This window comes from Peribacillus sedimenti (assembly GCF_046237635.1).
GTDB classification, from domain to species: Bacteria; Bacillota; Bacilli; order Bacillales; family DSM-1321; genus Peribacillus; species Peribacillus sedimenti.
In genome coordinates this window covers 3,447,994-3,465,961 of record NZ_CP143547.1, presented here as the reverse complement: position 1 = coordinate 3,465,961, position 17,968 = coordinate 3,447,994, and the positions used below count along the sequence as shown (strand labels likewise).

At 42.1% G+C, this 17,968-nt stretch carries 18 protein-coding genes, 1 pseudogene and 1 other annotated feature; of the genes and pseudogenes, 12 read left to right on the top strand and 7 right to left on the bottom strand.

Features of this window, described 5'->3' with window-relative positions; translation table 11 throughout:
- The first annotated feature begins 143 nt into the window (after positions 1–143).
- The 3 genes and pseudogenes from V1500_RS17060 to V1500_RS17050 all read left to right on the top strand — a co-directional run bounded on the left by V1500_RS17060 (position 144) and on the right by V1500_RS17050 (position 3,154).
- Positions 144–875, top strand: a complete 732-nt coding sequence (locus V1500_RS17060; RefSeq protein ID WP_409301063.1) for a YqjF family protein — start codon at positions 144–146, stop codon at positions 873–875.
- A gap of 116 nt (positions 876–991) precedes the next feature.
- Positions 992–1,253 (top strand) — a binding site (T-box leader).
- A gap of 50 nt (positions 1,254–1,303) precedes the next feature.
- Positions 1,304–2,930 (top strand): annotated as a pseudogene (metG, locus tag V1500_RS17055) (methionine--tRNA ligase).
- Positions 2,931–3,001: 71 nt separating this feature from the next.
- Entirely contained in the window at positions 3,002–3,154 is a 153-nt protein-coding gene (locus V1500_RS17050) for a lmo0937 family membrane protein (RefSeq protein ID WP_409301061.1), read from the top strand.
- Between the two features lie 99 nt (positions 3,155–3,253).
- Here the strand turns inward: V1500_RS17050 and V1500_RS17045 are convergent, their stop codons facing one another.
- Positions 3,254–4,171: an NAD(P)/FAD-dependent oxidoreductase gene (locus V1500_RS17045; protein ID WP_409301060.1), complete on the bottom strand. Its 918-nt coding sequence runs from the start codon at positions 4,169–4,171 to the stop codon at positions 3,254–3,256.
- Positions 4,172–4,352: 181 nt separating this feature from the next.
- Between V1500_RS17045 and V1500_RS17040 the strand changes: the two genes are divergently transcribed.
- Entirely contained in the window at positions 4,353–5,159 is an 807-nt protein-coding gene (locus tag V1500_RS17040; RefSeq protein ID WP_409301059.1) for a DUF2935 domain-containing protein, read from the top strand.
- A gap of 161 nt (positions 5,160–5,320) precedes the next feature.
- Here the strand turns inward: V1500_RS17040 and V1500_RS17035 are convergent, their stop codons facing one another.
- The 4 genes from V1500_RS17035 to V1500_RS17020 all read right to left on the bottom strand — a co-directional run bounded on the left by V1500_RS17035 (position 5,321) and on the right by V1500_RS17020 (position 8,352).
- The gene (locus V1500_RS17035) at positions 5,321–5,707 is read right to left on the bottom strand and encodes a 5-carboxymethyl-2-hydroxymuconate Delta-isomerase (RefSeq protein WP_409301057.1); all 387 of its coding nucleotides are present in this window, start codon (positions 5,705–5,707) and stop codon (positions 5,321–5,323) included.
- On the bottom strand, positions 5,707–6,480 hold the full coding sequence (locus tag V1500_RS17030) for a fumarylacetoacetate hydrolase family protein (RefSeq protein ID WP_409301055.1): 774 nt from the start codon (positions 6,478–6,480) through the stop codon (positions 5,707–5,709). The genes V1500_RS17035 and V1500_RS17030 overlap by 1 nt, the downstream gene beginning before the upstream one ends.
- Positions 6,480–7,250, bottom strand: a complete 771-nt coding sequence (locus V1500_RS17025) for a fumarylacetoacetate hydrolase family protein (protein WP_409301054.1) — start codon at positions 7,248–7,250, stop codon at positions 6,480–6,482. Before V1500_RS17025 ends, V1500_RS17030 begins: the two co-directional genes overlap by 1 nt.
- A 190-nt stretch (positions 7,251–7,440) precedes the next feature.
- The gene (locus V1500_RS17020; protein WP_409301053.1) at positions 7,441–8,352 is read right to left on the bottom strand and encodes a LysR family transcriptional regulator; all 912 of its coding nucleotides are present in this window, start codon (positions 8,350–8,352) and stop codon (positions 7,441–7,443) included.
- A gap of 130 nt (positions 8,353–8,482) precedes the next feature.
- On the opposite strand from V1500_RS17020, the gene hpaI reads away from it, so the two are divergent.
- The 5 genes from hpaI (at position 8,483) to V1500_RS16995 (ending at position 14,048) form a co-directional block, all read left to right on the top strand.
- Positions 8,483–9,409 (top strand): 2,4-dihydroxyhept-2-ene-1,7-dioic acid aldolase, encoded by a 927-nt coding sequence (gene hpaI, locus V1500_RS17015; protein ID WP_409301051.1) that lies wholly within the window; start codon positions 8,483–8,485, stop codon positions 9,407–9,409.
- Positions 9,410–9,421: 12 nt separating this feature from the next.
- Positions 9,422–10,951, top strand: coding sequence for a 5-carboxymethyl-2-hydroxymuconate semialdehyde dehydrogenase (gene hpaE, locus V1500_RS17010; protein WP_409301050.1), 1,530 nt, complete (start codon positions 9,422–9,424; stop codon positions 10,949–10,951).
- Between the two features lie 21 nt (positions 10,952–10,972).
- Complete coding sequence (hpaB, locus tag V1500_RS17005) at positions 10,973–12,448, top strand: 4-hydroxyphenylacetate 3-monooxygenase, oxygenase component (RefSeq protein ID WP_409301048.1); 1,476 nt, start codon at positions 10,973–10,975, stop codon at positions 12,446–12,448.
- 14 nt (positions 12,449–12,462) lie between these two features.
- Entirely contained in the window at positions 12,463–13,446 is a 984-nt protein-coding gene (hpaD, locus tag V1500_RS17000) for a 3,4-dihydroxyphenylacetate 2,3-dioxygenase (protein WP_409301047.1), read from the top strand.
- A gap of 134 nt (positions 13,447–13,580) precedes the next feature.
- The gene (locus V1500_RS16995) at positions 13,581–14,048 is read left to right on the top strand and encodes a flavin reductase family protein (protein ID WP_409301045.1); all 468 of its coding nucleotides are present in this window, start codon (positions 13,581–13,583) and stop codon (positions 14,046–14,048) included.
- Positions 14,049–14,120: 72 nt separating this feature from the next.
- On the opposite strand, the gene V1500_RS16990 is transcribed toward V1500_RS16995, so the two are convergent.
- Positions 14,121–14,450 carry a winged helix-turn-helix transcriptional regulator gene (locus tag V1500_RS16990; RefSeq protein WP_409301043.1) on the bottom strand — a complete coding sequence of 110 codons (330 nt, stop codon included), beginning with the start codon at positions 14,448–14,450 and terminating at the stop codon, positions 14,121–14,123.
- Positions 14,451–14,766: 316 nt separating this feature from the next.
- Between V1500_RS16990 and V1500_RS16985 the strand changes: the two genes are divergently transcribed.
- Positions 14,767–15,402, top strand: coding sequence for an FMN-dependent NADH-azoreductase (locus V1500_RS16985; RefSeq protein WP_409301042.1), 636 nt, complete (start codon positions 14,767–14,769; stop codon positions 15,400–15,402).
- Between the two features lie 245 nt (positions 15,403–15,647).
- Positions 15,648–15,929, top strand: a complete 282-nt coding sequence (locus tag V1500_RS16980; RefSeq protein WP_409301040.1) for a hypothetical protein — start codon at positions 15,648–15,650, stop codon at positions 15,927–15,929.
- A 248-nt stretch (positions 15,930–16,177) separates the two neighbouring features.
- Here V1500_RS16980 and V1500_RS16975 read toward each other — a convergent pair whose 3' ends face one another.
- Entirely contained in the window at positions 16,178–16,660 is a 483-nt protein-coding gene (locus V1500_RS16975; protein ID WP_409301039.1) for a DinB family protein, read from the bottom strand.
- Between the two features lie 339 nt (positions 16,661–16,999).
- Between V1500_RS16975 and V1500_RS16970 the strand changes: the two genes are divergently transcribed.
- Positions 17,000–17,938 (top strand): magnesium transporter CorA family protein, encoded by a 939-nt coding sequence (locus V1500_RS16970; RefSeq protein WP_409301037.1) that lies wholly within the window; start codon positions 17,000–17,002, stop codon positions 17,936–17,938.
- Positions 17,939–17,968 lie beyond the last annotated feature (30 nt).

Genomic DNA, 17,968 nt, shown 5'->3' with positions numbered 1-17,968 from the left:
GCGTATATTTTTTGCCGTTTAAAGAAAATTATGAGGAAAAAACAAATGTAGCAGGCCATTCAAGTGAAAAAGCCTCAATTAATAGTTTCAAGAATGAAAATAAGGGAGAAAGTACGAATATGGGAATAGAAAGGAGGGATTAGGTGCATAAGGAATTTAAACAATTAAACCATCGGCCATTCCCCCTGCCAAAATCACCCTGGATTCTCACTCAGGTTTGGAATGACTTGCTGTTTATGCATTGGCCCGTAAAAGTTGAGGATATAAGAAAATTGGTACCTGACAGCCTGGAAATTGACACCTTTAAGGGGGAGGCATGGGTGAGCATCATCCCATTTTATGTCACGGGTATGAGGGCCAGGTATCTTCCTCCTATACCTATGCTTAATCAGTATACGGAGCTGAATGTCAGGACTTATGTACGCTATCAGGGTATTCCGGGAATCTATTTCTTTAGCCTGGACGCTGATCATCCTTTAGCTGTATTAGGTGCGAAGCTATCAACAGGTCTGCCCTATAGACAAGCAAGGATGAAATATAACAAGAATAATAATCAAATCAACTTTTACAGTAATAGAATAAAAAACAATAAAATGATTGATGTAAACTATTATCCTGAATCCGGGCCAACTAATCCGCTGCCGGGAACTTTGGATAACTGGCTTCTGGAACGGTATTGTATGTATAGTTTCATAGGCGAAAACATGTTCAGGGGGGATATCCACCATGATAAATGGGCTGTTGCCAGTGTGCAGGCATCAGTATCCCGGAATACTATGTTCGAGCTGTTAGAAGGGAACCAAAACAGCCCGCCGCTCATGCATTATTGTAAACAGAAGCAATTCTTTTTCTTTCCATTAAAAAAATTAAAATGAATCGATTAACCAAAATGCTGTAAAATCTTGATCGCCCTTGAAAGTGATAAGCATAATTACAAATGAAAATATATTGTAAAATTATCCATAAAAAGAGTATACTGATAAATAATCGACCAAAGGCAATGATGAGAAAAGTAAATCAATGGAATCATGTACAGAGAGCTTCGGCAGCTGAAAAGAAGCGATGATAATTTGATTGAAAATGGTCTCTGAGCTTCACACCGAAACATTTAATGGAGTAGATTGTGACGGGATTTGGCATCCGTTAAAAATGTCAGGGTATAAGAACAGATTTTGCTGTTCCGTACTTCATAGAGGCTGGCTTATTGCGCCGGCAAACTAAGGTGGTACCGCGATTTAAACCTCGCCCTTAGACAATTTGTCTATGGGCGGGGTTTTTTTATTTTTTTTAAGGAGGATTTACAATGACAATTTTTATTGGGGGCGCATGGCCTTATGCAAATGGCTCTCTTCATTTGGGGCATATCGCAAGTCTGCTGCCTGGAGACATTCTTGCAAGATATTACAGGCTTAAAGGAGAACGAGTACTATATGTCTCCGGAAGCGATTGTAATGGTACTCCAATCGCGATTAGGGCCAAGCAGGAGCAAGTACCAGCTTCTAAGATTACAGACAATTATCACGGTGAATTCGCTAAATGCTTTCAAGAAATGGGCTTTTCATATGATTTGTATTCAAGGACTGATTCTTCCCAGCACCATAGGGAGGTCCAATCGATTTTCAAAAGCTTACTTGAAAAAGGGTATATATACAAGAAAAGGGTGGACCAGGCTTACTGTAAAACATGTACTCAATTTCTCCCAGACCGCTACGTCGAAGGATTATGTCCTAATTGCAAGAATCCGGCACGTGGGGACCAATGTGATGCCTGTTCCCATATTCTAGACCCGCTTGAGCTTGAAAGTAAAAGATGCAAGCTTTGTGGCATGGAGCCGGACATAAAGAATACGCAGCATTTTTACTTTGCCATTTCCAAACTTCAAGAGGAGATCGAATCATATGCGGAGAATGCAAAGAAGCATGGAAAATGGCGTGAAAACGCAGTGGGTTACTGAACGGTATCTTCAAGAAGGATTGCAAGACCGGGCTGCAACGAGAGACTTAGAGTGGGGCATTCCTGTACCTATTGACGGGTTTACAGAAAAGAAGATTTACGTCTGGATTGAGGCTGTTTCCGGATACTTAACTGCGAGCAAACAGTGGGCCCAGGAATCAGGCGAGGATTGGCAGCCGTTTTGGCAAAATGGATCCAAAGCTTATTATGTACATGGGAAAGACAATATTCCTTTTCATACTATCATTTGGCCTGCAATCCTGTTGGCATTGGGGAATCTCCGTCTTCCTGATCATATTATATCAAGCGAATATTTAACGGTGGAGAAGAAGAAGCTTTCCACCAGTAAAAATTGGGCAGTGTGGGTTCCTGATATTCTAAAGGATTACCATCCGGATTCCATAAGATATTTTTTAACCATTAATGGCCCGGAAAAAAGGGATACAGACTTTTCCTGGAGAGAATTTATATACAGCCACAACAGTGAACTTCTTGGTGCTTACGGGAATTTGGTCAATAGAACGTTGAAGTTCGTGGAAAAGTACTTTAATGGAGATATTCCCGAAGCGGCAGGAACGGTTGGGAAGCTGGAAGAAATAAACGTGATGTTTGTGAAGGCAGGCGAGCTAATTGAGAAAGGAGATTTCAAAAAGGCCCTGGAAATGATATTTGGATTAATTAGGAGCTTTAATAAATACTTCGATGACAATAAGCCATGGATCACTATAAAGGAAAACCGGGATCACTGCATACAGATCATAGTTGATTGCTTACTGGCGATTGCCAATCTAACTGCAATGCTGCAACCTTTCCTCCCCTTTTCAACTAGAATGGCGGCAGAAATGCTGGAGCTGGATGTGGCGGAATGGAGACTCATTGAAAGAGTCCAGGGACGTATCAAAGATATAAATCCTCTTTTTGAAAGAATTGAAATAACTAAGATAGAGGAAGAAAAACAGAAATTGGGCATCCTTTAGAATGTGTTTTTAAATGGTCTTTTTAGGGTAATTTAGGAGAAAACACAGAATCAAAGAGAGGATGGACAAATATGCTTTGGACATTAGCTGGAATATTGCTTGTTTTATGGATCCTTGGCCTCGTATTTAAGGTTGCAGCTGGATTTATCCATATCCTTTTAATCTTGGCGGTAATCGTTATTTTGATTAAGGTATTTACAGGAAGGACAAGGGGAAGGTCGTAAAAAAGGAGCTGCAATAGCAGCTCTTAATTTTTTTTGTAGCCTAAGGACCATACATTTCGCACAATATGTCTAGGCCACTGTTATTATAGAGGATCAGTATCAATGCTTAGGAGGTTGTTCGCCAAGTAATCGTTTATGGATCCAGATGGCTGCCTGTGAGCCGTCACCCATCGAGATCGTAACCTGTTCAGAGTGGGCAATCATATCGCCACCTGACCATATTCCTTCGACATTTGTTTCTTTGGTGCGGGGATTAACAATAACATGGTTTGTATCATTTAATTCTATCCCTACCTGTTCGGCGAGCTCCGTGTTTATTTTATTCCCGCTAAAGCCGGTAAAACCTCTTGTCGCTTCAACTGTTTCACCGTTTTGCAACAGGAAACCTGTTAACTCCTCATTTTCGTTCAGCAATACTTTTTCTATCGGTTGATCTATTACCTGAATATCATGCTTTCTTAACGCGGCTAATTGCTGGTCTTCCAGTTTGGCTTTGGTATGATTGATAAAAGTAATGTCCTTTGACCAATATGTCAGGATAAGTGATATATTTACTCCCGTTTTTCCGCCTCCCAGGACCGCTGTCTTATGGCCGGTAATTTCATAGCCATCGCAGTCTGGGCATACATATATATTTTTGCCCAGACAAGGGTACAGATTCTCTATGTTTGGGAGATGATCAACCAGGCCGGTTGCGAGAAAAACGGTTTTCGCTGTATACTCCTTATTTTGTTCTGTCGCCAGCTTAAAGCCTCCATCCGACTTTGCTAAATGTATAACTTTGTCTAATGAAAATTCAACTCCGTATTTTTCTGCATGCTGCCTTCCAAGCTTTCTGAGCTCGTCCCCGCTGACACCATCCGGCCATCCGAGAATATTGTGATAGCCTTTGCAAATCGTGGAACGGCCATGATTGGAATCAATAACGAGAATGTCGTGGTTATACCTGCCTAATTGAATGGCTGCCTGAAGACCGGCGATGCCTCCGCCAATAATAATACAGTCTTTATATGTCATATATGAACGCCGCCTATCATCAGTGTTTTTTTTAGGGATTGAAGTGATCACTTTTATAGTAGTGTGAAACCCTTATTTGCAGAATATACCACTTTGAATGTACAGATAAACTTGCTGTGTACCGGTTATCCCCAGTCTAATTTGTTCTGTCCCAGAATATAAATGGATGTGGATAGGGGGGATGAGAATGGCTTTTATGGATGATATGAGATTCGAACACAGTTTCTGGCTGCAAGTACTTGGCGACCATGCACGATTTATTCTGGACTCTCTTTCGCCAGAAGAAGAGGATGAAATACAAAAGGCATTATATTTCAGGAAACATTTTGATGGATTTTTGGCCAGGGTGGAGGGGGTGAATGAAGAGCAGGTTATTCCCTTTACGGAAAATGTCAAAGAATTAACTGTCCATTTCAGGAAATTTAAACTCCATTTACTTAAGCGCCACTTAAAAGGCGGAATAAAAATTAGTCTGACACCAACCTTCCTAAATCATATGGTCAATGAATTAGAAGAGTATCTTGCCGTTATGGCATATCTGCAAAAGGGTGTCTCTCCTCCGGTGTTCCATGAGCTTCACCACCATCTTCTCTGGCTGCTGGACGCCTCTGGGCATGCAGGTATCATAAATGATCGGATGGATAGTACGGAAAGAGATATAAAATATAAATCAGCGGTATTCAGTAAAAAATTTGAAGATTTTTACTTAAAGGCTGTAGAATTAACAGGCTATTTGCGTACAAACGTCGCGAAATTTCCCGCATTGGAGAGGATGAATAAAGAAGTTAAGCTTGAAATTGAATTGTTTAGGATTTTTTTGAATGAGCTGGAAGAATTAGAGCTTACGGATCAGGCACTCAGCGCTTTTTCTCCATTAATGGCAGACCATATGGCGAGGGAGGAATGCTACTATTTAATGAAAATTGCAGAATCCACACAAACGCGGCCCCCAAACTGCAATCCTGCGAAAAAGCGGGTTGAAAAGTAAAGCGGATTTTCACAAAATTTATTGCATTTCAAACAAAAGGGCCGGGCTGAGTAAGCTGGCTCTTTTGCTGTAAAAAACCTCCCCAGGGGGGAGGGAATCAGAAGCGATACAGAAAATCATAATTTAATGCAGCCTCTTTTTCAAACTGCATGCTTCAATCATCAATTTTTGAATCTGTCATGAATATTATTCAGTTTATAGGTACCTGTCTCAGTAAATTCATATAGTTCAAGTGATAGGGCCAGGAATCGGGTTTTATAAAGAACAGAAAAATGGTCTTTCATTGTGTTGAACAGATCCTCGCAGATTTCCTTTTTTACATCATCGGAGCGCCCAGCACCCAGTTTTAAGGTAGCATGGACAAAAGCATCATCTTCACTTCCATCTGCCACTCTGTAATCCTGCAGCTCAATCGCTCGTGAACGGATACCTCCTACAGGGATAATGGGGGATTTTGACATCAGGAGGGTATTAATCTTTTCCAGGAGCTGAGGGATATTTGCCTGTTCTTTGATATTATCGGTGTATTCGAGTATAAAATGGGGCATTACAATCCTTCCTTTCTGGAAGTAGCAGGGCTGTGTTCCCCGACTATTGTATTTACCAATCTTCCTATTCCCTCTACTTCCGTAATCACCTCATCACCAATCTTGGTATCTATTGATCCCCTGGGTGTTCCAGTAAGGATCATATCGTCCTTTTCAAGAGTCATAAAACTGCTCAAAAATTGAATTAGCTCTGGGATTCTGAAGATCATGTCCCTGGTTGTGCCTTCCTGAGTGAGTTTTCCATTGATGTATGTTCTTAAAGTCAGATTCATCGGATCCGGGATATCCTCGGCATCCACTACCCATGGTCCAATGGGAGTTGAGGCATCACGATTTTTAACGATCAAATTTGGCCGATAATAATTCTCGAGATAATCTCGAAACGCATAGTCATTAGCGATTGTGTAGCCCGCAACATGTCCGTACGCATCTTCTGGTTTAATATTGCGGCCCCGTTTCCCGATTATCACGGCAAGCTCGCACTCATAGTGCATGAAGGTGACATCATTTGGACGTACAGTAGTTCCCCGGTGCCCTATAAATGTGTTGGGGCCCTTTAAAAAAATAAGGGGCTCCTCAGGTGTGTCAAAACTAAGTTCCTTGGCATGGTCCTTATAATTTAACCCCAGGGAGAAGACTGTTCTTGGCCTTATGGGAGGAAGCCAGACCACATCCTCGAAACCTGCCAGTAAATTATTTCCCAGCCTCAATTTTCCTTCCTCTTCAATGGCATCATGAATCCCTCCTAAATAGGCTACTCTTGCACGCTTCATTACAACATCCCCTTCAAAACCATGGCAGTTTCTGAAAGAATTGTATTCTGTAGTACGCCTACCTGCTCAATCTCAATCCGGACAGTATCTCCATCCTTTGCAGAAGGCGGGTTTTCAGGAATGCCCACCAAAAGGGCATCTCCTTCATATAGTGTCATAAAACGGCTGACCTCAGAAACCAGCTTAGAAACCGGCCTGAGTAGATTAGCAGTCGAATTCTTTTGCCTGAGCTGGCCATTAATAAATACAGTTATACTTAAGCGGTCTGGAGAGGGGACAGCTTCAGCCCCTACAATCCAGGGACCAATAGGACAAAAGCCGTCACGGCATTTTTCTTTGATGGCTGGTCGAAAGAAATTGCTGTGCGGGATGGTGACATCATTTGCTACTGTATAACCAGCTATGTATTCAAAAACCGAATCTTCTGCAACGTCCTTGGCGGTTTTCCCGAGAATAACGGCTAATGCGGCCCCTATTTGCAGTTCTGCTGTGCCTTTAGGGAGCGGGATAGGCATATTACAGCCGCTTAAAGTGTTGGCAGGTTTTATATAAAGGATGGGTGCTTTGGGTGGTTGGATGTAAGGAGAGGCATGCATTGCATTCCCAAGAGAATCGAGCTCTCCCTTATAATTTAGCAGTGTTCCGTAAACGGTCCCACTTACTACAGGATTACATATGAAACTGTCATTTGTTATTTTTTCATATAGCAATTCCGGCTGCATGTCTCTCTGAAGCAGTAAGCCTGGCTGATTAACTGCCACTTTCCTCATATGTTACCAACTCCTTCCAGAAGGTAGGCGATCTAAATGAACGGGCGGTGACAAGACTACATGAAATTGGTGGGGGTTCGAAAAAAGTTCTGCACTGGAATTGTAAAGACGACATAGGCTCATGCCAAAAGTAATACTTCTTGAATCATAGAATATTTAACTGAATTTTTCAAATATGGAACCATAAACTTTAGCTTGTGGGAATTATTCTTTTTGTACGGAGATTCTCGAATGATTTTAATAAATGAATGGCGCTTTTGGAAAGGTATCTGTCTTGTAACCAAATTACTGCAGAATTGGATTCTATCGCTGCATCTTCGATTGTAAAGGCTAAAATATCCGACATTTGTATGGAGTGAAGGGTGGATGCTGGGACGATGGAAGCACCTACACCTTTTGCAACAAGGGAAAGGATCATGGAAGGGTCCGGACATTCACAAACAATATCTGCAGCCAGTCCGTGTCTTTTGAATTCGCTCAGGACGAGCTCGAATTGGCCTACACCGTTAGCTCGATGCAGCAGTAATAAAGGGTATTCGGAAATCTGTTTCATGTTTATTGAAGCCTGGTTATTAGTGTGTCTTACCCAATCTTTTGGAAGCACAAAAATATAGGGTTCTCCAGGGAGGGGCAGCATGGAAAAGTCGTCGCCGTCTACGGGAAGCCTTACAATTCCAAGCTCGATTTCCCGTTTTTTAAGGAGCTCGCTAATGTGGTAGGTATCACCTTCTCTTAATTGGAAGGTTACGTGCGGGAAGCTTTCTCTAAACAATCGAATCCTCTCAGATAGATGGGAAAAGCAAGACTTGTTGGCCCCGATGGCAAGTTTGCCCCGAATTCCGTTTGATGTCTCCCTTACTGCAGTAACGGTATCGTTAACCTGAGAAATGAGTTGTTTTGCCCTTTGATAAAGAATCCTTCCTGAAGCGGTGAGCTCCATCTTCCTGCCTTCACGCTCAAACAAAGTTACGCCGAACTCTTCTTCGAGCAGCTTAAGCTGATGGCTGAGAGGAGGCTGCGACATATGAAGTCTTTTAGCAGCACGGGTGACCTGTCCTTCTTCAACAATTGTACAGAAATAGTGCAATTGTTTTAAATCCATAATACCCCTCTTTCTATATTTATTTTATATGGAAAACTAATATTTTCAATATTTTTCCTATAGCATAACACATGTTACAGTTGAAATGTAAATGCTTTCAAAATCGGATACTTTATGAGGAGTTGAATGAATGGCAGGAATGGCTGAAGCTAAACAGAAGCTGCGAGGCTCGATTGCACCCATTGTAACACCATTTCATGAAGATGAATCACTCGATTTAGTCTCCTTCAAAAACTTGATTGAATGGCATATTGCAAAGGGCAGCCACGGGATATCGGTTACAGGAACAACAGGAGAACCAAGCTCCCTTTCCATGGTCGAACGGATTAAGCTTATGGAAACCGCCATGGAGACAATAGGCAAAAGGGTACCTTTTGTCCCGGGTACAGGCTCCACTAATCATAAGGAAACCCTTTATTTAACAACAAAAGCACAGGAATTAGGGGCTGATGCGGCACTGGTTATTGTACCCTATTACAATAGGCCATCCCAGCATGCATTATATAAACATTTCAAGGCGGTTGCAGATTCGGTGGAGATACCAATCATTGTTTACAATATTCCCGGCCGGACAGCTGTCAATATGGAAGTGAAGACTCTAGCAAGGCTAAGCGAGGACTGTCCGAATATTATCGGCGTGAAAGAATCAAATAAAGATTTCGAGCATGTAAACCGTGTGCTGGCAGCATGCGGAAGGGAATTCCTGCTATATTCCGGCATTGAACTTCTTTGCTATCCCATGCTTGCCATTGGAGGTGCTGGCCATATAAGCGCCACGGCAAATATTGTGCCGGATAAGGTGGCAGACATTTATAACGCCTGGGCTGAAAAAGATATCCAAAGGTCCCTGTCTCTTCATTATGAATTGATGGAGCTAAATGATGTATTGTTCAAAGATACCAACCCGGCTCCGTTAAAAGCTGCATTGGGCATGATGGGCAAAATCTCCCCGGTTTTGAGGCTGCCGATGGATATGCCAACCAAACAGCTCCAGGAGGAGATTCGTTCGGTTGTACAAAAATACGTTGACCTGTCCGACCGGGTTGCCAATGGGTAAGGAGTGACAAAGATGGCTAATCAGGTTTCTGATAAGGGGAAAGGATCCATAGTCCCACATGTTGATGATATAAAACTTTATATAAATGGAGATTTTGTAGAGTCGGAATCCAGAGGCACATTCGCAAATGTCAATCCTTATACCAATAATGTGATCAACCAGGTATCAGAGGGAAGGGAAGAGGACATAAAAAAAGCGGTAAACGCGGCACGGAAAGCTTTTACAGAAGGGCCCTGGGGCAAAATGAAGGTTTCCGAACGGATGAAATACATCAACCGGATTGCCGATATCATCGATCATGAAATAGAGAAAATCGCTGTTTTGGAGGCTCTGGATACAGGGCTTCCCATAAGCCAGACAAAGAATATGACAGCGCGTGCAGCTGAGAATTTCCGTTTCTACGCAAGAATGGTGGAAACAAGATTCCACGGCGAGGCGTATCAGGTGGATGATGAATTCATCAATTATACAATCTACAAGCCGCTTGGCGTCGTAGGGCTGATTACTCCATGGAATGCCCCGTTTATGCTTGAAACGTGGAAGGTTGCACCCGCACTTGCTACAGGAAATACAGTCGTTTTAAAGCCGGCTGAACTTTCCCCTCTTAGTGCAAACATATTGGCCGAAGTGATTCAAAAGGCAGGCCTGCCTAAAGGTGTTTTTAATGTAGTGCATGGGTATGGAGAAACGGCTGGCGCATCTTTAGTTGCCCATCCGGAGGTCAGAGCCGTTTCATTTACAGGTGAGACGGCAACGGGCTCTATTATTATAAAGAATGCGGCAGATACATTAAAGAAAACCTCCATGGAACTGGGGGGGAAATCCCCGCTTATCCTATTCGATGATGCTGATTTTGAAAGAGCATTGGATGCGGCGGTATGGGGACTGTTTTCATTTAACGGTGAGCGATGCACAGCCAATTCAAGGGTCCTTGTCCACAAAGATATTAAGGCCCGTTTTATATCTGCACTTAAGGAGCGTATTTCCTGCATCAGGATGGGTGACCCTATGGATCCAGTTACAGAGCTTGGCCCATTGATTGAAAGAGAACACTTCAATAAAGTGAACAACTATATCGAGCTTGCCAGGAAGGAAGGCTGTGATGTGGTTCAGGCCCCGCTTCCTGAAAATCTGAGTGCGGGCAATTTTGTTCCTCCTACTCTTTTGTTGGAGGCAAGGAATGATATGAAGGTATGCCAGGAGGAAATATTTGGTCCGGTTATGGCTGTCATGGAATTTGAAACAGAAGATCAGGCTATAGCCACTGCCAATGACGTTAAATACGGTCTTGCAGGCTATGTATGGACCAATGATGTAAAAAGGGGGCATAGAGTGGCACAGGCGGTGGAAGCTGGCATGCTTTGGATTAATGCGCAGAATGTTCGCGACCTTAGAATACCGTTCGGCGGAACTAAATCCAGCGGCATCGGCAGGGAAGGGGGCCATTATGCCCTGTTTGAATTCTATACTGAACCAAAGGTGATCCATGTGGCGATCGGCGACCACCACATCCCGCGATTCGGCTTGAATAAATCACAATGAAAATAGAAAGGGAGTAAAAGAATGGCAGCCAAAACAGGAGCAGAGTACAAGGAGCGCCTAAAGAATGCTGACAATAATATCTATATTCATGGTGAAAGAGTCAAGGATGTCACGGTACACCCAGCCTTAAAAGGGGTAGTCGATTCAATGGCCAGACTTTATGATTTACAATTTGAAAAACCCGGTGTCATGCTATATACCTCTCCGACTTCCGGCCATCTGGTTGGAACTACTTTCCTGCGTCCTGAAACAATAGAAGATATCATTACCCGGCGAATGGCCATACAGGCATGGGCCATGACATCCGGAGGAATGATGGGCAGGTCTCCCGATTATTTAAATGCTGAAGTTATGGCCATGGGGGCATCCAGCAGTTTTTTTGCAGAAGCAGATTCCAGTTTTGCTGAAAATACTAAGACATACTATGAGTATGCGCGTGAAAATGACATTTCTCTAACTCATACACTGATTCATCCCCAGGTCAACCGGGCAAAAGCACAGTATGAGCAAAAAGATGCAAATGCGGCGCTTCACCTTGTTGAGAAAAACAATGAGGGAATCATTGTAGATGGTATAAGGCTGTTAGCGACACAGGGAGGCATCACAGACGAGATACTGGTTTTTCCGTCTACAGTAAAAAAGGCTGGAGAACTGGACGATCCTTATTCCTTGGCTTTCGCCATTCCGAATAACACTCCTGGATTAAAATTTATTTGCCGCGAATCGTTTGATTATGGCAGAGGCCATTATGATCATCCTCTATCTTCCAGGTTTGAGGAAGGGGATGCCATTGTTTCGTTTGAGAATGTCTTTGTTCCATGGCACAGAGTATTTGTTTGCGGGAACTCCTCTATATGCAACAGGACCTTCCGTGAAACAAATGCAGTCGTCCATATGTCTCATCAGGTTGTTGCTAAAAACATAGTAAAGACTGAGTTTATTCTCGGTGTTGCATTATCCCTCATGGATGCAATCGGAATTGACCAATTTCAGCATGTTCAGGACAAAGGTACTGAAATAATGCTGACATTGGAGGCGATGAAGTCTCATTTATACCGTGCTGAGCATAATGCCAAGCCAGACCAATGGGGTACCATGACACCGGATTATCATGCACTGAATGCAGCACGCAACTGGTACCCGAGGATTTACCCTCGCCTGATTGAGATTGTACGGGTACTGGGGGCCTCCGGTTTGATGGGAATACCTACCGAGGCTGATTTCAAAAATCCGGAAATTGGCAAAATTATTGAGCGGGGGTTACAGGGAAAGAGCCTGGACGGGTATGAAAGGGTCCAGCTGTTCAGGCTGGCCTGGGATTTAACTTTAAGTGCCTTTGGGAGCAGGCAAATGCACTATGAATATTACTTCTTCGGGGATCCTGTCAGAATGGGAATGGCTTATTTTGATAATTACGATAAAGAGCAGTTTAAGGACAGAATAAAGGATTTCCTTGGAAAAGGAGCATCATCCGGATCCAAATTCTCTGCTGTGTAATGGAGGACTCACATATGAATTTTACTATTATTCGTGCGGCCAGGGCAATTCTTCATGTCACAGACCTGGATGCCTCACGCAAGTTTTACGTCACCGCGTTGGGATTTATTGTTACCGAGTCTGATGAGAATCATTTATATTTACGCGGTCTTGAAGAACATAGCCATCATAGCCTCCTTCTAAAAAAAGCGGAAAAACCGGTGGTGGAGGCAATAAGCTATAAGGTACATTCGGACTCTGATCTTGACTCGCTGGATCATTACTTTCAGTCCAGGGGAATCCAGACAGTATGGCTGGACGAAGGCTCGCAGCATGCACTGGGACGCGCGTTAAGAGTACAGGATGTATCTGGGCTGCCAGTGGAGTTTTTCGCAAAGATGGATGGGGCAGAAAGAATGCTCCAGCGCTATGATCTTTATCAGGGAGCAAAAGTACAGCGCATCGACCACTTTAATTGTGCTGTTACTGATGTACAGAGAGCGTATGATTTTTATGTGAATGAATTGGGTTTTTCTTGTTCTGAATATACCTCGACAGCAGAAGATAAATTATGGGCAGCCTGGCTTCACCGAAAACCTTCTGTGCATGATGTAGCATTCATGAATGGCGTGGGTCCGCGCCTTCACCATATTGGATTCTGGTTAAGTGACCCAATGAGCCTGATTAATGGCTGTGACGTATTAGCGTCACTGGGATATACCGATCAAATTGAACGGGGACCGGGACGCCATGGATTATCAAATGCATTCTTCCTCTATTTAAGAGATCCCGACGGTCATCGGATTGAATTATATAATGGTGATTACTTAACCAGTGACCCGGATTTTCAGCCGATCCGATGGGATATTAATGACAAGCGCAGGCAAACATTTTGGGGTGCTGCTGCCCCTGATTGCTGGTTTAATGATGCTTCATTGGTACTAAATGTTCATACAGGAGACATAGCAGATATATCGAAGCCGAATCTTGGTCAGCATAAGCCTCATTTTATCATGTAATGAAACGGCCTTTAATATATGATGTGTGCAATTTTTGGGCATTTTACCGGTTTGGGTTTGGTTTTGCAGCTCCCAGCAGTTTTCAAACGAAACGAACATAAATTACCGCTACTGATTAGCGAGGGGGTTACGGAGTGGATGACAGAACTTTTAGAAATGGAATGGGAAAATTCGCAACAGGAATAACAGTTTTAACTACCGAGATTGATGGTCAGGTGCACGGGATGACCGCCAATGCTTTTATGTCTGTCTCATTGAATCCAAAATTGATAGTAGTCTCCATCGATGAGAGGGCAAAAATGAATCAACTTATTTCTTCGTCTGGTCAATTTGCAGTCAGTGTCTTATCGGAGTCCCAAAAACAAATGTCGATGTACTTTGCCGGCCAATTTGCAGGCAACCATGATGTGGACTTCATAAGTTTTAATGGCATGCCTGTTCTGGAAAATGCATTACTGCATCTTACCTGCACAGTGTATAACAAACATGTGGCAGGAGACCATACGCTGTTTATCGGAGAGGTTACACACCTCCGTACTAAGGAAGGAACCCCTCTGGTTTATCATGAGGGCAAATATAAGACCACGGCGGAGTTAAATTGAAAATGCCTGTATAGTGGTTTTCTCGGTTTTCAGACTATACAAAAAGGGAAGCTATAATTATGCTTCCCTTTTTTATGGGTTAGAATTCTTTTCGAGTTCAATCCAGTTTGACGACCATATTTCGATTTCGCGGATTACGGGAGCCAATGCCTTACCCTTGTCGGTTAGAGAGTACTCTATACGAACGGGGGTTTCCGGATATACATCTCTTTTTACTATGCCTTCCTGTTCCAAATCCTTTAATCGCTCAGACAGGATTCTGCCGCTTATGGGAAATGAAGCTTCTATACTACAAAAACGGTGAGGCCCGCTTAGCAGTTGACTGATAATCAAACCTGACCATCTTTTGCTCAAAATTTGCATTCCTTTTTCAAATCGGGGACATATGGAAGAATTAGTCATAACATCACCTCGTAATAGTAGTATAACCCAATAACCCGACAGCATCAACTTAACGCAGGCAAGCTAATTACTTGACGTTAGGAAATGGTAATAATAAACTACCTTACGTAAAGTAAGTGGAAAAGGACATAGTCATTAATCAAAGGATTACCATTAGTAATTCATCCTGGACTGCAAACAATATTTATATGGATGCTATCAGGAACTCCATCAGTAAGAGTATCCGACAAAAGCGATCCATGACACACGCAGCTCCAGCTTAAATGACACCTCTTACTTTTATATAAACTATAAAGCGAAAAGGAAGGTATCATCTATGGCACAAGTATTGTATATTACTGCACACCCTCACGACAAAACACTTTCTTACAGCATGGCAGCCGGAGACGCATTCATCGAATCATATCGGGAGGCCAATCCTAATGATGAGGTTGTTCATTTAGACTTATACAAAATGGATATTCCTCAACTGGATGCAGATTTATTCAGCGGGTGGGGAAAGCTTCGTTCCGGCTCTCAATTTAATGAATTGTCTGAAACAGAACAAGCGAAAGTCAGCCGTGTCAACGAGCTAAGTGAACAGTTTGTATCTGCTGATAAATTTGTATTTGTAACTCCATTATGGAACTTCTCCTTCCCTGCAATCATGAAAGCATATTTGGATTGCGTGGCACAAGCGGGTAAAACTTTCAAATACACAGAGCAAGGTGCAGTCGGTCTTTTGACTGATAAAAAAGCCCTTCATATCCAGGCGCGCGGAGGTATCTATTCTGAAGGACCAACGGCTGAATTTGAAATGGGCAATAGATATCTAAGCATCATGATGAATTTCTTCGGTGTTCCATCCTTTGATGGATTGTTTATCGAAGGACACAACCAGTTCCCGGAAAGGGCTGAAGAAATTAAGCAAGACGGTATCGCGAGAGCAAAAGAATTAGGAAAGTCATTCTAATTGTAGTGTACGAAACGAGGAAACGGCCTTGAGCCGTTTCTTTTTATTGGTTAAATATGAAAATGAAATTAGACTGATGGCTGGCTTCCACGTACAAGATGTACTGGTGCCTGCATCGAGGGTCATTAGATTAGGGCACTTGTACTTTTCTTATTATTTTTTCCTTTTTGTGGTAAATGACATTGAACCGTTTTAGGCTGAAAAGTAGAGGGAATAGCATAAAAAAGGAAAGGAGGATGGTATTTGTGGCAAGGTCAAGTACAATCAAGCCTCATCTGTTACTTGGCATGGGAGTTGCCAGTGCCTCATTTTTGTTAGATAAGGATAATAGAACTCAAGTCATGGGCATGTATGAAAAATTGAAGTGCAGAATGATGGCCATGTTTGGCAGGCGTAGTGAACAATGTGTGGATATGATGGAAAAAGCCGGCCATCCTGACCCGTACGATTTTGAGGACAATCGAATGGTTGATGAAGGAGCCATGTATAGCGTCAATTATTACAATAGACAATTACAGCACACATAATTAGCTGCGCCTGGATATTGACTCCGGGCCTTTTTTATGCCCTTTATGAATGAGCAGGTGCAAAAAAGCCTCATCATTCTAAGCATTTGTTTCAAGTGAGTCAGTTCAGTTTCGTTAAAATCGCCTATGGTTTCGGGAGACACTTTACCACCTTGTTTACAATTCGTGCAGGGACCACGAATGTTGCGTGGTCCCCTTCAAGGGGTTCAGGTTGTGGACTTCATAACAGTGAATTTACAAAGCATTTTTTAACCGGTTATGGTTTTTTTGCTTTTAATAAATCTTTTAAGTGCTATTATTGCCCCTAAATGTAAACCCTCATGGAAGATGGTGCGGACCAACACCTGGGCCATGGTATGCATCCCTGATTCTGTTACTTGAAATTCTTCCTCCAGCGTGTCAGCGTAATTCTGTTTAATAAAATCTATCTGTCCTATAAGAAGCTGTTTGAGCTGGTCGAGGCTTGGAACGTTTCCTGACCAATCCGAGGGCTTCGTGCCATAGTTAAATAACTCAAGAAATCCTTCCGGCAGTTCTATTTTTTCTTTGGTCAAATGCTGTATCCACAAAAATTGGTCCACATAAATATGCCCCAGATTCCATTTAATATTATTGTTAAAGCCTTCTGGTACGATAGTTGCTTCCTCTTCTGTAATGTTTTCTACGCAGTTCAATGTGTTTTTTCGATAATCTTCAAGCTGCTGAAGCAAAACACTGTGCCTGTTTTCCAAATCATTTTCCTCCTTTATCCAATCTATCGTACATATGTTCAGCAAAAACACCGGTAAATCCTTCTGGAATTATAATTTTTTGAAGTTATTGATAAATTAATTTTTTAAAATTAGAACAAGAGGTTATTGTGGTTTACTTTCAGAAGGATTAAGATTGTATTGGCTAATATAAGCAATAAAATGAAAAAGGAGTTGATACAATGAGCAACGGTTCCCATGATCCCGAACCCAGTATATGCAAGGAAGCTTTTATCATTCGGATTATTGGCAGCTTGATAGCTTCTAAGGTATCAACTAAAATGATAGATTTGCTTCCTTAAATGATAAGGAGGTATATATATGATTGAAATATTTAAAACAACAGAAAATAAAAAGCTGCAACAAGTTAATGAATATACCAAAGGGTGCTGGGTCAACATAGTCTCTCCTACCGAGTCTGAAATAAATGAGATATGCAGCAGGCTTGAAATACCAGTCAGTTTCATAAAAGACCCGCTAGATGAAGAAGAAAGGCCCAGAATAGAACGTGAGGACGGCCAGCTTTTAATTATCGTCGATTATCCATGTATCACACAAGATGATGCAGGCCTGCCGATATATGAGACTATTCCGATAGGTATGATTTTTACCGAAGAATGTTTTATTACGGTTTCCCTTAAGGATACACCCATTTTAGACAGCTATAAAAAAAATACGAAAAAAGAGTTCTATACGAATAAAAAAACCCGTTTTGCCTTGCAATTACTATTCGATATTTCATCCTTTTATTTACGCTATTTGAAACAAATAAATAAAATAACTAACGAGACAGAACGGGAATTGCATCAATCCATGAAGAATAAAGAGTTGTATACTTTCCTTGCGCTGGAAAAAAGTCTTGTCTATTTCACTACCTCGTTAAAGTCAAATAAAGTAGTTCTGGATAAAATTTTAAGGTTTAACTATTTAAAGATGTACGAGGAAGACAAAGACCTGCTCGAGGATGTAATTATAGAAAACACCCAGGCCATTGAAATGGCCGAAACGTATAGTTCCATTTTAAGCGGGATGATGGATGCTTTCGCTTCAATTATTTCCAACAATGTAAATATTGCTATGAAGTTCTTGACATCAGTGACTATCATCCTTACATTGCCGACAATGGTTGCCAGCTTTTACGGCATGAATGTCAGGCTTCCATTTGAGCATAATCCCTTCGCTTTCATTATCACTCTTGTGATTGCTGTATGCCTTGCAGGCATTACAGGCTTTATTTTCTGGAAAAAGAAATACTTTTAGCCGTACAAGAGGTGGAGACAGCCACCTCTT

What these genes read in the sequence shown, in the direction of transcription:
- V1500_RS17050 (WP_409301061.1), top strand. Translation starts at nt 3,002, where the DNA reads ATGCTTTGGACATTAGCTGGAATATTGCTTGTTTTATGGATCCTTGGC.
- V1500_RS17045 (WP_409301060.1), bottom strand. Translation starts at nt 4,171, where the DNA reads ATGACATATAAAGACTGTATTATTATTGGCGGAGGCATCGCCGGTCTT.
- V1500_RS17040 (WP_409301059.1), top strand. Translation starts at nt 4,353, where the DNA reads ATGAGAATGGCTTTTATGGATGATATGAGATTCGAACACAGTTTCTGG.
- V1500_RS17035 (WP_409301057.1), bottom strand. Translation starts at nt 5,707, where the DNA reads ATGCCCCATTTTATACTCGAATACACCGATAATATCAAAGAACAGGCA.
- V1500_RS17030 (WP_409301055.1), bottom strand. Translation starts at nt 6,480, where the DNA reads ATGAAGCGTGCAAGAGTAGCCTATTTAGGAGGGATTCATGATGCCATT.
- V1500_RS17025 (WP_409301054.1), bottom strand. Translation starts at nt 7,250, where the DNA reads ATGAGGAAAGTGGCAGTTAATCAGCCAGGCTTACTGCTTCAGAGAGAC.
- V1500_RS17020 (WP_409301053.1), bottom strand. Translation starts at nt 8,352, where the DNA reads ATGGATTTAAAACAATTGCACTATTTCTGTACAATTGTTGAAGAAGGA.
- hpaI (WP_409301051.1), top strand. Translation starts at nt 8,483, where the DNA reads ATGGCAGGAATGGCTGAAGCTAAACAGAAGCTGCGAGGCTCGATTGCA.
- hpaE (WP_409301050.1), top strand. Translation starts at nt 9,422, where the DNA reads ATGGCTAATCAGGTTTCTGATAAGGGGAAAGGATCCATAGTCCCACAT.
- hpaB (WP_409301048.1), top strand. Translation starts at nt 10,973, where the DNA reads ATGGCAGCCAAAACAGGAGCAGAGTACAAGGAGCGCCTAAAGAATGCT.
- hpaD (WP_409301047.1), top strand. Translation starts at nt 12,463, where the DNA reads ATGAATTTTACTATTATTCGTGCGGCCAGGGCAATTCTTCATGTCACA.
- V1500_RS16990 (WP_409301043.1), bottom strand. Translation starts at nt 14,450, where the DNA reads ATGACTAATTCTTCCATATGTCCCCGATTTGAAAAAGGAATGCAAATT.
- V1500_RS16985 (WP_409301042.1), top strand. Translation starts at nt 14,767, where the DNA reads ATGGCACAAGTATTGTATATTACTGCACACCCTCACGACAAAACACTT.
- V1500_RS16970 (WP_409301037.1), top strand. Translation starts at nt 17,000, where the DNA reads ATGATTGAAATATTTAAAACAACAGAAAATAAAAAGCTGCAACAAGTT.